The following is a 12776-nucleotide window of genomic DNA, read 5'->3' as shown; positions in this document are numbered from 1 at the left end:
GGCCCGTGCTCCGGGCCGACGGGGACGGCTCAGAGTTCGAGGCGCTGCCCCGGCACGATCACATCGGGGTCGCCGCCGATGACGGCCCGGTTGACGGCGTGGAGGCGCTGCCAGGTGGTGCCGTACCGGGCGGCGATGCCGCTCAGCGTGTCGCCCTGGCGGACGATGTGGTCGCCGCGGGTGGAGCCGCGGTCGGTGTGCCCGGTCCGCCGGGCCGGGGCAGGTGCCGTGGCCGGGGCCTGCGACCGTGCGGACGTCCCCGACGGCTGCGACTCGGCCGGCCGTGTGGACGGCGCCTGGCCGGCGCCGGTGGACGGTGCGTCGCCGTACGCGCCGGCCCGCTCCGCGCAGGTCGGCCACGCGCCCCAGCCCTGCGCCCGCTGCACCTTGGTCGCCACGGCGATCTGCTGGTCCCTGGTCGCCCGGTCGGCGGTCGGCGCGTAGGCGGTGCCCCCGTAGGCGCGCCAGGTCGAGGCGGCGAACTGGAGCCCGCCGTAGTATCCGTTGCCGGTGTTGATGTGCCAGTTGCCGCCGCTCTCGCACTGGGCGATGCGGTCCCACACGCCGCCGTCGGCCGCCGCGGCGTCCCCGGTCGCGGCCAGCAGTCCCAGGGGCGCGAGCAGGGCCGCGCCGGCCAGGACGGCCGTCGTGCGGGTTCTGCGAGCGCTGCCGCGCGGGGTGGCTCCGACGGTGGAGCCGGCGGACCGCGTGGCGGGCGTGGTGGGCGTGGTGGGCGTGGTATCGGCACACTCGGACATGGAAATCCCTTCGACGCACCCGGGCTCCCCCGGGCGGGACGCGCTCCCCGCGCACCCGACGCGGTTCGCCGCGCTCCGCCCCGTCCGCCGGAGGACGGCCGTGGTGCGGGCCGGTGTGGTGCGGTCGGCGGACGTGCCCGAGCGGTGCTCGTTGCACTCGGCGGAGGAATGTAGGGAGCACGGCTCGCGGGGATCAACCAACTCCTCGACACCGCAGGCCAGTTCGCCGTTACCCCGGGTATCGGCGATTTTCGGTCACCCAATTCATTCGTGGATTTCCCGATTTGTCGACCAGCGGCACCGGCCCCCTGTGACCCACCTCACTGGATCAACGCCCGCACACGCGGGCGTACTTGACGGTGAGTACGCGTTTCCGCCCGGCAGGTGACCGTGCGCGTCGGATGGTGCGATTCCGTTCGCCGTGGAGCGTGACTCCCGCCACAGATCGGCCGTTGTGTCTTCATGAGCCGGGGACCCACCCGGACCACGGGCCGAGAGCCACCCGGCCCCGCCACGCACCGCATCCCGAGGGAGCCACCCGTGCCGCGCATGCTCGACGTCAGCGACGAGGTACGCGCCGAGATCGGCGACGAAGAAGCCGACCGGCTGCTCGCCGGAGAGACCGCCCCGGGCAGTTACGACTGCACGTCCTGTCGCACCCCGGGCGACTCCGAGCAGGAGCGCACCAGCACCGTCCTGTTCATCGGGGACGAAACCGCCGTCCTCGCCTTCGCCCACGCCGGCTGCCTGCCCTCGCAGGTCGTCAAGGTCACCGAGGAGCAGCTCCAGGGAGCCGTGAGGTCCATCAGCGGCGACACGGTCGACCTGGAGCCCGACAAGGTCGTGCCCGAGCAGGCCGTGCTCGGCGTGACCAGCGGACTGGTCCTGATCTCCGGGGAGTTGCACCCCGCGCTGGTCGTGGAGCCGACCTCGCCCATCGCGCGCCCCGGCGCGACCGGCGGCAACGGCGACGACTTCCTGCCGCTGCTCATCGAGCAGGGCTTCACGCCGGTCACGGACCTGTCGACGGTACCGCCCGTGCTGCACGGCTGGTCGGTGCTGCTCGCCATGGGACAGCTGCACGCGGTGCTCCAGCCCAGCCCGGACGGCGGCCGGCCGGTGGCCTGGTGGCAGGCCCACCAGCCGCTCCAGGTCACCGACGGGTGGCGCACGGCGGCCAACAAGCACCAGCAGGTGCTGATGTTCGCGGCGCCGGCCGGCTCGATCGGCCGGCAGCCGCGGGAGGACCTGCTCCGGGAGGCGCTGGACAAGGCGGCGGCGAACGGGCGGCTGGTCGCGGCGGCGCTGCCGTTGGCGGGGACCTGAGCGCCGCCCGCCCGGGACGGCGGCGGCAGTTCGGCGGGAGCGGCTGACCGGTGCTCGCCCGCGCCCACGCGGCGGAGCCGCGCCGGGTCACGGCCCCGCACCCGGTCAGGGACGATGTCCAGCCGCATCTCTTCGGCCTTCGGGTCGTTTGCACAGATGTGCACGCATACGACGCCTTCCACCGCCAGGGCGGCCCATCGGCCACGCCGATCTACGACGCGCTCTACGCCGAGTACGTCAAGTCCTTCCGTTCGCTGCCGGGCGACCGCAGCGGCGAGGAGCAGCTGGGATTCATCGCATTCCGGAGCATCCCGCGCAGCAGGGGCTCGTACAGCTCCTACAGCGCGGGCGCCCACAGCGCCCGGCTCGGTATGCATCACGTCCCGGCCGCGCTGCCACCGGCACCGCGCAGAGGCTTCTGACGCCAGGAACGAAAAGGGCGGTCCCGGTCGGGACCGCCCTTTTCGCTGTCGTCGCTGCTGTACCGCCGTCGCCGCTACTTCTTCTTCGCGCCGCGCTTCTCGCGCACCCGCACCGAGATGTGGATCGGCGTCCCCTCGAAGCCGAACTCCTCGCGCAGCCGGCGCTCGATGAAGCGGCGGTAGCCGGCCTCGATGAAACCGGAGGCGAACAGCACGAACCGCGGGGGCTTGGTACCGGCCTGGGTGCCGAACAGGATGCGCGGCTGCTTGCCGCCCCGCACGGGGTGCGGGTGGGCGGCGACCAGTTCGCCGAGGAAGGCGTTGAGCCGGCCGGTCGGCACCCGGGTCTCCCAGCCCGCCAGGGCCGTCTCGATCGCCGGGACCAGCTTCTCCATGTGCCGCCCGGTGCGCGCGGAGACGTTGACCCGCGGCGCCCAGGTCACCTGGCCGAGCTCGGTCTCGATCTCCCGCTCCAGGTAGTAGCGGCGCTCCTCGTCGAGGGTGTCCCACTTGTTGTACGCGATCACGAGCGCGCGGCCCGCCTCGACGGCCATGGTGATGATGCGCTGGTCCTGCACCGAGATGGACTCGGAGGCGTCGATGAGGACGACGGCGACCTCCGCCTTCTCCACCGCGGCGGCGGTGCGCAGCGAGGCGTAGTAGTCGGCGCCCTGCTGGAGGTGGACGCGCTTGCGGATGCCGGCCGTGTCGACGAACTTCCAGGTCGTGCCGCCCAGTTCGATCAGCTCGTCGACCGGGTCGCGGGTGGTGCCGGCGAGTTCGTCGACGACGACGCGCTCCTCGCCCGCCACCTTGTTCAGCAGCGAGGACTTGCCGACGTTCGGGCGGCCGATCAGGGCGATGCGGCGCGGGCCGCCGATGCCACGCCCGCCGAAGGTCTCGCGCGGCGCCTCGGGCAGGACGGCGAGGACCTGGTCGAGCATGTCGCCGGTGCCCCGGCCGTGCAGCGCGGAGACCGGGTACGGCTCGCCGAGGCCCAGCGACCACAGGTACGCAGCGTCGGCCTCGCCGCTCTGGCCGTCGACCTTGTTGGCGCACAGCACGACCGGCTTGCCGGCCTTGCGCAGCAGCCGGACGACCGCCTCGTCGGTGTCGGTCGCGCCGACCTTGGCGTCCACGACGAAGACGACCGCGTCGGCCGCCTCGATCGCGTACTCGGCCTGGGCGGCCACGGAGGCGTCGATGCCGAGGACGTCCTGCTCCCAGCCGCCGGTGTCGACGACCTTGAAGCGGCGCCCGGCCCACTCGGCCTCGTAGGTGACCCGGTCGCGGGTGACGCCCGGCTTGTCCTCGACGACCGCTTCGCGGCGGCCGATGATCCGGTTGACCAAGGTCGACTTGCCGACATTGGGGCGGCCGACGACGGCGAGGACCGGCAGCGGGCCGTGCCCGGCCGCCTCGATGGCGCCCTCGACCTCCTCCAGGTCGAAGCCCTCTTCCGCGGCGAGCTCCATGAACTGCGCGTACTCGGCGTCACCGAGCGCCCCGTGGTCGTGCTCCTCGCCCGAGCCCTCGGAGTGGATGTCGTCGTTCATGAAGTCCGTACCTCGTTCATCGTGGTGATCGGTGGAAACCCCTGTACACGGGTGATCCACTACTCAAGTGTCGCAGGGTCTGCCGCGGGAGAACCCGAGGCCGACACTAGCGCCCGGTGAGGCGCCTGGCGTTTTCCAGGTGCGCGGTGAGCTGCTTCTGGATGCGTTCGGTGGCCTCGTCCAGGGCCTTGCGGGTGCGCCGCCCGGTGCCATCGCCGGCTTCGAAGGGGTCGCCGAAGACGACGTCGATGCGCGAGCGCAGCGGGGGCAGCGCCTTTATCAACCGTCCGGGCCGCCCGGAACTTCCCAGGACGGCGACCGGGACGATCGGGGCGCCGCTGCGCACGGCGAAGTACGCCAGCCCGGCGCGCAGCGCGGCGAAGTCGCCCTCGCCGCGGGTGCCCTCCGGGAAGATGCCGAGGACCCCACCGGCCGACAGTACGTCGAGCGCCTGCGTGATCGCGCCGCGGTCGGCGGTGCTCCGGTCGACCTTCAGCTGGCCGATCCCGGTGAGGAACGGGTCCAGCGGGCCGATGAACGCCTCCTTCTTGATCAGGAAGTGCGTCGGCCGGGGTGCCACGCCCATGACCATCGGGCCGTCGACGTTGTGGGAGTGGTTCACGGCGAAGATCACCGGGCCGCTCGCCGGCACCTTCCAGGCGCCGAGCACGCGCGGCCGCCACAGCCCGTACATCAGGCCGACGCCGATGCGCCGCCCGACCTCGGCGCCCCTCTCGGAGGGCGGCTGCGACGGACGGCTCACTTCCCGGCCCGCTTCTCCTCGACGAGGGTGACCACGCACTCGATGACCTGCTGCAGCGTGAGGTCGGTGGTGTCCACCTCGACCGCGTCGCCGGCCTTGGCCAGCGGGGAGGTCTTGCGGGTGGAGTCGGCCGCGTCCCGCTTGATCAGGGCCTCGCGGGTGGCGTTGACGTCGGCACCCTTCAGCTCGCCGCTGCGGCGGGCGGCGCGGGCCTCCGGGGAGGCCGTGAGGAAGATCTTGAGGTCGGCGTCGGGCAGCACCGTGGTGCCGATGTCGCGGCCCTCGACGACGATGCCGGTCACCGCGGAGGCGGCGATCGCCCGCTGCAGCTCCGTGATCCGAGTCCGGATCTCCGGCACCGCGCTGACCGCGCTGACCTTGGAGGTGACCTCCTGGGTGCGGATCGGGCCGGAGACGTCGACGCCGTCGACGGTGATGGTGGGGCTCGCCGGGTCGGTGCCGGAGAGGATCTCGGGCTTGTCGGCCGCGGCGGCGATGGCCCGGGGGTCGTCGGTGTCGATGCCGTTGGTGACCATCCACCACGTGATCGCCCGGTACTGGGCGCCGGTGTCCAGGTAGCTCAGGCCGAGCTGGGCGGCCACGGCCTTCGAGGTGCTCGACTTGCCCGTGCCGGAGGGGCCGTCGATGGCGACAATCACTGCCGGGGCGGTCCGGGCGGCGCCGTTTTCCACGGGGGGACACCTTCCTGGTGCGGTGTGGTGAGTGGTGTGCGGGACACGAACGCGCCCCGCACCAGGTTACTGGCTCCCAGCAGGCCCTCGGACAGCCGGACGAGTCCGGGGATCACTGGCGGATCGACCAGCCCCGTTCCCGGAGCGCGGCCGTGAGCACGGGGGCGGCCTTCGGCTCGACCATCAGCTGCACCAGACCGGCCTGCTGCCCGGTCGCGTGCTCGATCCGCACGTCCTCGATGTTGACGCCGGCCCGGCCGGCGTCCGCGAAGATGCGGGCCAGCTGTCCGGGCTGGTCGTCGATGAGGACGGCCACCGTCTCGTAGGCCCGCGGGGCGCTGCCGTGCTTGCCGGGGACCCGGACCTGCCCGGCGTTGCCGCGGCGCAGCACGTCCTCGATGCCGGCGGTGCCCGCACGGCGCTTGTCCCCGTCGGCGGACTCCAGGGAGCGCAGGGCGCGCACCGTCTCCTCCAGGTCGGCGGCGACGTCGGTGAGCAGGTCGGCGACCGGGCCGGGGTTGGCGGAGAGGATGTCGATCCACATCCGGGGGTCGGAGGCGGCGATCCGGGTCACGTCGCGGATGCCCTGCCCGCACAGCCGTACGGCGGCCTCCTCGGCGTGCTCCAGGCGGGCGGCGACCATGCTGGAGACCAGGTGGGGCATGTGGGAGACGAGGGCGACGGCCCGGTCGTGGGCGTCGGCGTCCATGACGACCGGCACCGCGCGGCAGTGCGAGACCAGCTCCAGGGCGAGGTTCAGCACCTCGGTGTCGGTGTCCCGGGTCGGGGTCAGCACCCATGGGCGGCCCTCGAAGAGGTCGCCGGTGGCGGCCAGCGGGCCGGACTTCTCCCGGCCGGACATCGGGTGGGTGCCGATGTACGCGGAGAGGTCGAGCCCGCGCGCCTCCAGCTCGCGGCGCGGACCGCCCTTGACGCTGGCCACGTCGACGTAGCCGCGGGCCAGGCCGCGCCGCAGGGCGTCGGCGAGCACGTCGGCGACGTGCGCGGGCGGGGCGGCGACGATCGCCAGGTCGACCGGACCGTCCGCCGCCTCGTCGGTGCCGGCGCCGAGCGCGGCGGCGGTGCGGGCCTGCTCGGGGTCGTGGTCGGCGAGGTGGACGGTGACGCCCCGCCGGGTCAGGGCCAGGGCGGCGGAGGTGCCGATCAGGCCGGTGCCGATGACGAGTGCGGTTCTCACTGGGCGATGTCCTTGCGCAGGGCCGCGGCGGCGCCGAGGTAGACGTGGGCGATGTCGGAGCGGGGCTTGTCGGACTCGATGTGGGCGAGCACCCGGACGACGCGCGGCATGGCGCCCTCGATGTCCAGTTCCTGGGCGCATATCAGCGGGACGTCGGTGATCCCGAGCTTGCGGGCCGCGGCGGCCGGGAAGTCGCTGCGCAGGTCGGGCGTGGCCGTGAACCAGACGCTGATCAGGTCGTCGGCGGTGAGGCCGTTGCGCTCCAGGACGGCGGTGAGCAGGGCCGCGACCTGCTCGTCCATGTGGCCGGCGTCGTCCCGTTCGAGCTGGACGGCGCCGCGCACCGCTCGTACCGCCACGGCGTTGCTCCTTGCTGACGTGCGTAGCTGTTGGTGCGTCCAGCGTAGTCAGCCCGCGCCGGTCCGGTGCGCGCCGCCCGCTCCCTGAGACGGCCGGCGGACCTCGCGCCCGGGGCGCGTTTTGTCCCGTTCTCCGGGTTGCTTCCTCTGCGCGGGCTTCGATGCCAAGATGCACACCCGGTCGGCATCCCCTCTCCCCACGGAGTGACGACATGACCCACAGCGCGACGCGCCGGACGGTTCTCCTCGCGACGGGCACGGCGGCGCTCGCCGCCAGCTGCGGCGACGGTGGCGACGGTGGCGGCACCTCGACCGCGAGCCCGACCGCCCCGCAGGAGACCGCCGCCGAGGAACTGGCGAAGACCGACGACATCCCGGTCGGCGGCGGCACGGTCTTCAAGGACGAGAAGGTCGTGGTGACCCAGCCGGAGCAGGGCGGCCTCAAGGCCTTCTCGGCGGTCTGCACCCATCAGGGCTGCATCGTGGCGGACGTCTCGGGCGGCACCATCAACTGCACCTGCCACGGCAGCAAGTTCAGCATCACCGACGGCGCGGTGGAGCAGGGCCCCGCCACCCGGCCGCTGCCCGAGGAGCAGATCAAGGTGGAGGGAAATTCGGTCCGTCTGACGTGAGGACGCGCGTACGCTCCCGGTCATGCAGCCGGAGACACTCGTACGCGACCACACGGTCTACGCCTGCGTGACGGGTTCGCGCGCCTTCGGTCTGGCGACGGAGGGCAGCGACACCGACCGCCGGGGCGTGTTCCTCGCGCCCACGCCGCTGTACTGGCGGTTCGAGAAGCCGCCGACGCACGTCGAGGGACCGGCCGAGGAGCAGTTCAGCTGGGAGCTGGAGCGCTTCTGCGAGCTGGCCCTGCGCGCGAACCCGAACATCCTGGAGTGCCTGCACTCGCCGCTGGTGGAGTACGCCGACGACACCGGCCGCGAGCTGCTCGCCCTGCGCGGGGCGTTCCTGTCCCGCCGGGTCCACGAGACCTTCACCCGGTACGCCCACGGCCAGCGCCGCAAACTGGACGCCGACCTCCGCGCGCACGGCGCCCCGCGCTGGAAGCACGCGATGCACCTGCTGCGGCTGCTGACGAGCGCCCGCGACCTGCTGCGCACGGGCACGCTCACCGTGGACGTCGGCGACCGGCGGGAGCCGCTGCTCGCCGTCAGGCGCGGCGAGGTCCCCTGGCCCGAGGTCGAGTCACGGATGACGCGCCTGGTGGCCGAGTGCGAGGACGCCGCCCACCGCAGCCCCCTGCCGAAGGAGCCGGACCGGCGCCGCGTGGAGGACTTCCTGATGCGCGTCCGCCGCGCCTCGGCCCTCCGGCCGGGTCCCTGAGGCGCGGGCACCCGGGCCGCCGGTCAGGGCCGAGCGTCCCAGAGCGCCCCGAGGGCCAGCAGATCGGCCCGGTACTCGATGCGGCCGGTCCAGTCGGCCGGCCACGCGTCGGCGCCCAGGTGGGCGCCGGCGAAGGCGCCCGCCAGGCAGGCGATCGAGTCGGAGTCGCCGGAGGTGCAGGCGGCCCGGCGCAGCGCCGTGAGCGGTTCGTCGACGAAGAGCAGGAAGCAGAGCAGCCCGGCCGCCAGGGCCTCCTCGGCGATCCAGCCCTCGCCGGTGGCCAGGCAGGGGTCGGTCTCGGGCGAGACCGTGCGCACGGCGTGCTGCAGCCGGTCGAGCGTCGCCAGGCACTCGTCCCAGCCGCGGGCCATGAAGTGCTCGGGGGTGGGGTCCTGGGCGCGGGTCCACAGGTCGCCGAGCCAGTGCTCGTGGTAGCGGGTGCGGTTGTCGTACGCGTACGAGCGCAGGCGGCCGACCAGCCCGGTCGGGTCGGCCCCCTCGGCGAGCAGCCGTACGGCGTGGGCGGTGAGGTCGGAGGCGGCGAGGGCCGTCGGGTGCCCGTGGGTGAGCGCGGACTGCAACTGTGCGGCGCCCGCGCGCTGTTCGTCGCTCAGGCCGGGGACGAGGCCGATCGGGGCGACCCGCATGTTGGCGCCGCAGCCCTTGGAGCCGACCTGGCTGGCGTCCTGCCAGGGGCGGTCGGTCCGCTCCAGCAGGTCACAGGCGCGCAGACAGGTGTTGCCCGGCGCCCGGTCGTTCTCCGGCGAGCGGTTCCAGGCGATGAACTCCCGCCGTACGGCCGCCGCCATCCCCTCGGGCGTGAGCGGCGCCCGGTGCATGGCCGTCCGGAGGCCCTTCCCCAGCGCCAGCGTCATCTGCGTGTCGTCGGTGACGATCGCGGGCCGGGGCAGCTCCATCTCCCGCCAGGGGCCGCACTTGGCGAGGATGGACGGGACGTCGTCGAACTCGGTCGGGAAGCCGAGGGCGTCACCGAGGGCGAGGCCGGTGAGCGCCCCGGTGGCGGCGCGTTTGGTGGCGGTGGTCGTGGTCATGCGGGGCGTCCTTCCGGGGACGGTCGGAGCAGGGGCGGGTGCAGGGCGGTGGCGGCCCCGGCGCGGTAGAGGGCGGCCGGTTTGCCCCGGCCGCCGGTCAGGCGCGCGGCGCCCGGGACCGGTTCGACGAAGCCGGGTGTGGCGAGGACCTTGCGCCGGAAGTTGGGCCGGTCCAGGGTCGTGCCCCATACGGTCTCGTAGACCTGCTGGAGCTCCCCCAGAGTGAATTCGGCCGGGCAGAAGGCGGTGGCCAGGCAGGTGTACTCCAGCTTGGCGCCGACCCGCTCGCGCGCGTCCGCCAGGATCCGGTCGTGGTCGAAGGCGAGGCCGGCGGCGGAGTCGTACGGCAGCCAGCGCGCCTCGGCGGCGTCGGTGCCCGCGCGCGGCTCGGGAGGGTCCGGCAGCAGCGCGGTGAAGGCCACCGACACGACGCGCATCCGGGGGTCGCGGTCCGGCTCGCTGTAGGTCCGCAGCTGCTCCAGGTGCAGCCCGGTCAGCTCCGCGAGGCCCGTCTCCTCGGCCAGCTCGCGCCGGGCCGCCGTCTCCGCCGACTCGTCCGGCAGCAGGAAGCCGCCGGGCAGCGCCCAGCGGCCGGCGTACGGCTCCTGCCCGCGTTCGACGAGCAGCACGTGCAGGGCGCCCGCGCGGAGCGTGAACACGGCGAGGTCGACGGTGACGGCGAACGGTTCGTAGGCGTGCTTGTCGTAGCCGTGCACGACCGGCCACCCCCTTAATAGTCGAAACGACTATAAAAGGGGGAGCGGGTCGGCGCAACCGGCCGGCGCGCGCTCAGGTCCGGGCGGCCGGTGCCCGTTCAGGTCTTGGGCCGGTCCACGCAGGAGTGGGCGTCGACGAGGTCGTCCTCGGGCTTGTGCCTGCTGATCCAGTCCGGCTGCTCCCGCACCAGCAGGTGCAGCGCCTCCCGGAAGTTGCCCTGCCACTCGCGGCCGCCGACATAGCCCTTCAGCCACTCGGCCAGCCGCAGGCAGTCCTCCCGGTTCCCCTTGGCGAGTCCGATGCCGTAGTGCTGCGGCGCGCCGACGGTCAGGTCGGGCACGACTCGCAGGTCGTGCTCGTTCTCGTGCTGGGCGAAACCGTAGAGCAGCACCTGGTCCGTGGAGACGGCGTCCGCCTGGCCGCCACGCAGCTTCTGCAGGCACTGGTCCGCGTCCGTGCCGTCCACCGGGACCGTGCCCTTCAGCTCCCCCAGCACCGTCCTGGACGTGGTGCCGTCCCAGGTGCAGACCCGCTGGCCGGCCAGGTCGGCATGGGTGCGGATGTCGGAGTCGGCGTGGACCAGGAATCCCTGGACGGTGGTGAGGTACGGGCCGACGAAGTCGATCTCCTTCATCCGCTCCGGGGTGATGGAGAACGAGGCGATGACCAGGTCCGCGTCGCCCGACTGGATCCTCGCGATGCGGGCGGCGGAGGACACGTCCGCACTGCGGGTGACCTGGACGCCCTCCTCGGCCTCCAGCCACTTCTCGATGTCCAGGAAGAGCGAGTTGTCGAAGCCGGAGTAGGTGTAGTTCTCGAAGAGCGACATGCCGGGCAGGTCCTTGTGCGTGGCCACGTCGATCTCCTGGGCCCCGAGGAACCGCCCGTCGGCCTGCCCCGACGAGCACCCGGTGGCGACGAGCACGGCGAGCGCCACCGCCGTCGCCCAGCGCCGCGCCCGGCGTCCGGCGCGGGCCGGCCCCGCACCGTGTCCGCCTGGATGTTGCCTCACGTCACTCACGTCCCCTCAGTCGTGGAGTGCTGTTCCGGCTCGGCGGCGGAGCACCGTCGGGACTCCGCCGCCCGGTGCCGTTCCGGCTCAGTCGCCGGTGCCGTTCCGGCTCAGTCGTGGAGGACGGCCTCGGCCACCGAGGCCGCCATGCGGCACCCCTGGTCGGAGCGGAGGACGGCCTCCACCTCGATGTTCCCCCGGATGCCGCCCAGCGGGAGGGAGAACGTCTCCCCGCTGCGCACGCCCTCGACCGTGCGCGCACTGCTGCCCTTGAGCTTCGCCTCGTAGGTGGTGCCCGGGACGCAGGACTGCGCCCCCGGGGCGGCGTCGGAGACCACCAGGCCGAGCCGCAGATGATCCCGGTGCGGTTCGTTCGGCACGGTCACGACCAGCCGCTCGCCGTCGACCAGGGGCGCCTCGGCCACGATCCGGGCCCGGCCGGTCACGTCCGCCTCGCCGTGATCGGCGTAGTGGTCCATGCCGACGATGCTGAGGGAGGCGAGCACCACGCACCCGAGCGAGACGAGCGGCGGCAGGAACGTCCGGCGCCCGCCTTTGCGGGCCAGGGCTCCGACCACCCCCGCCACCCGGCAGAAGGACAGGACGAGCGCCGTCGCCATCGAGGCGTACACCCAGCCGAGCTGACGGGCCGGGCCCTCGGGGGCCATGGAGAACGCCACGATGTCCAGCAGCAGCACCAGGAAGAACTGCGGCCAGTTCCAGCCGCTCCAGCGCCGGACGCTCTGGGCGACCTCCCGCCAGTCCCCGCCCAGGAGGCTCGCGGTCAGCCGGCCCACATGCCCGATGCCGACCGAGCCGTCGCCCGAGGCGTTGACCGTGACGTCCTGCGGGCTCACCGACCGCTCTCCCCGGGCTCCCCTCTCGACTCGCCTCGGGGACGGCCGCCCATGTGCAGACCGCCGAGGTGGTGCACGACTCCGATGCCGACGGCGCCCTCGCCCGAGGCGTTGACGGTGACGGACCGGGGAACGGCGGGCTCGGCCGCTTCGGCCTCCTGCTTGATCAGCGTGAGCAGATCCGCCGGCTGATCGCCGAACCGCGCGTCCAGCCACTTCCCGACCGCGGTGTCCAGCGCCAGGCGGTCCCGCTCCGTCAGCCGCTCGATCTCCTCCACCGCGGCGACGGTCTCCGCGTTCCCCTCCGGGTCGCCGGACCTGCGAGCCAGGAAATTCTCGACGATCTCCCGCCCCCGTTGCACCACGCCGTCCGCCATCTGGTTCTGCGCCGACTGGGCTACGGCTCCGGTGACCCCGCCGGCGACGGCGGTGATGACGGGCGCGATGGTTTCCGCGGCGGCCAGCAACTGCGACATAGGACTCCCCCAGTCCTCGAAGTAACCGTGCCCTGGAGTCAAGGTGTCGGTGGACCGACGCATGACGGTCCATCACCCATGACGATAAGAATACCGGTCAACTACGGTCCGTGGGGCACCAGTTACCGGACGGTGACACACGTGGCACAAGGCCACCGCGCCGCACAGCCGACGGGGGCCGTGTCCTGCCGGACAGGACCCGGAGGTCCTGGAGGTCCCCGAGGCCTCCCGGAGGCCCCGG

General features: G+C 73.2%; 15 protein-coding genes. 4 read left to right on the top strand and 11 right to left on the bottom strand.

Annotated elements, in window-relative coordinates; genetic code table 11:
* Positions 1 to 29 precede the first annotated feature (29 nt).
* Positions 30 to 758 (bottom strand): transglycosylase family protein, encoded by a 729-nt coding sequence (locus ACLGIH_RS27225; protein ID WP_416527921.1) that lies wholly within the window; start codon positions 756 to 758, stop codon positions 30 to 32.
* Between the two features lie 540 nt (positions 759 to 1298).
* On the opposite strand from ACLGIH_RS27225, the gene ACLGIH_RS27220 reads away from it, so the two are divergent.
* Positions 1299 to 2084 carry a hypothetical protein gene (locus tag ACLGIH_RS27220; RefSeq protein ID WP_416527920.1) on the top strand — a complete coding sequence of 262 codons (786 nt, stop codon included), beginning with the start codon at positions 1299 to 1301 and terminating at the stop codon, positions 2082 to 2084.
* Positions 2085 to 2242: 158 nt separating this feature from the next.
* Positions 2243 to 2506, top strand: a complete 264-nt coding sequence (locus ACLGIH_RS27215) for a hypothetical protein (RefSeq protein ID WP_416527919.1) — start codon at positions 2243 to 2245, stop codon at positions 2504 to 2506.
* Positions 2507 to 2580: 74 nt separating this feature from the next.
* Here ACLGIH_RS27215 and der read toward each other — a convergent pair whose 3' ends face one another.
* From der to aroH, 5 genes are all read right to left on the bottom strand, one after another.
* Positions 2581 to 4062, bottom strand: coding sequence for a ribosome biogenesis GTPase Der (der, locus tag ACLGIH_RS27210; RefSeq protein ID WP_416527918.1), 1482 nt, complete (start codon positions 4060 to 4062; stop codon positions 2581 to 2583).
* Positions 4063 to 4168: 106 nt separating this feature from the next.
* Positions 4169 to 4864: a lysophospholipid acyltransferase family protein gene (locus ACLGIH_RS27205; protein ID WP_416527917.1), complete on the bottom strand. Its 696-nt coding sequence runs from the start codon at positions 4862 to 4864 to the stop codon at positions 4169 to 4171.
* Positions 4822 to 5517 carry a (d)CMP kinase gene (cmk, locus tag ACLGIH_RS27200; RefSeq protein ID WP_416527916.1) on the bottom strand — a complete coding sequence of 232 codons (696 nt, stop codon included), beginning with the start codon at positions 5515 to 5517 and terminating at the stop codon, positions 4822 to 4824. The genes ACLGIH_RS27205 and cmk overlap by 43 nt, the downstream gene beginning before the upstream one ends.
* A 112-nt stretch (positions 5518 to 5629) precedes the next feature.
* Entirely contained in the window at positions 5630 to 6715 is a 1086-nt protein-coding gene (locus ACLGIH_RS27195; RefSeq protein ID WP_416527915.1) for a prephenate dehydrogenase, read from the bottom strand.
* Positions 6712 to 7074, bottom strand: coding sequence for a chorismate mutase (aroH, locus tag ACLGIH_RS27190; RefSeq protein ID WP_416527914.1), 363 nt, complete (start codon positions 7072 to 7074; stop codon positions 6712 to 6714). Before aroH ends, ACLGIH_RS27195 begins: the two co-directional genes overlap by 4 nt.
* Before the next feature lie 212 nt (positions 7075 to 7286).
* On the opposite strand from aroH, the gene ACLGIH_RS27185 reads away from it, so the two are divergent.
* Both ACLGIH_RS27185 and ACLGIH_RS27180 read left to right on the top strand, forming a co-directional pair.
* On the top strand, positions 7287 to 7706 hold the full coding sequence (locus ACLGIH_RS27185) for a Rieske (2Fe-2S) protein (RefSeq protein ID WP_416527913.1): 420 nt from the start codon (positions 7287 to 7289) through the stop codon (positions 7704 to 7706).
* 22 nt (positions 7707 to 7728) lie between these two features.
* Entirely contained in the window at positions 7729 to 8421 is a 693-nt protein-coding gene (locus tag ACLGIH_RS27180) for a nucleotidyltransferase domain-containing protein (protein ID WP_416527912.1), read from the top strand.
* A 23-nt stretch (positions 8422 to 8444) separates the two neighbouring features.
* Here ACLGIH_RS27180 and ACLGIH_RS27175 read toward each other — a convergent pair whose 3' ends face one another.
* The 5 genes from ACLGIH_RS27175 to ACLGIH_RS27155 all read right to left on the bottom strand — a co-directional run bounded on the left by ACLGIH_RS27175 (position 8445) and on the right by ACLGIH_RS27155 (position 12535).
* Positions 8445 to 9473, bottom strand: coding sequence for an ADP-ribosylglycohydrolase family protein (locus ACLGIH_RS27175; RefSeq protein ID WP_416527911.1), 1029 nt, complete (start codon positions 9471 to 9473; stop codon positions 8445 to 8447).
* Positions 9470 to 10189 (bottom strand): NUDIX hydrolase, encoded by a 720-nt coding sequence (locus ACLGIH_RS27170; RefSeq protein WP_416527910.1) that lies wholly within the window; start codon positions 10187 to 10189, stop codon positions 9470 to 9472. The genes ACLGIH_RS27175 and ACLGIH_RS27170 overlap by 4 nt, the downstream gene beginning before the upstream one ends.
* A gap of 98 nt (positions 10190 to 10287) precedes the next feature.
* Positions 10288 to 11202, bottom strand: a complete 915-nt coding sequence (locus ACLGIH_RS27165) for a transporter substrate-binding domain-containing protein (protein ID WP_416527909.1) — start codon at positions 11200 to 11202, stop codon at positions 10288 to 10290.
* 110 nt (positions 11203 to 11312) lie between these two features.
* A complete protein-coding gene (locus ACLGIH_RS27160) occupies positions 11313 to 12059 on the bottom strand; it encodes a hypothetical protein (protein WP_416527908.1) in 747 nt (248 codons plus the stop codon).
* Positions 12056 to 12535, bottom strand: a complete 480-nt coding sequence (locus tag ACLGIH_RS27155; RefSeq protein ID WP_416527907.1) for a hypothetical protein — start codon at positions 12533 to 12535, stop codon at positions 12056 to 12058. Before ACLGIH_RS27155 ends, ACLGIH_RS27160 begins: the two co-directional genes overlap by 4 nt.
* Positions 12536 to 12776: the final 241 nt, after the last annotated feature.

Source organism: Streptomyces hamibioticus, from assembly GCF_047946815.1.
GTDB lineage: Bacteria > Actinomycetota > Actinomycetes > Streptomycetales > Streptomycetaceae > Streptomyces.
The sequence above is the reverse complement of the archived record's forward strand: the minus strand, read 5'-3'. Positions and strand labels throughout refer to the sequence as shown.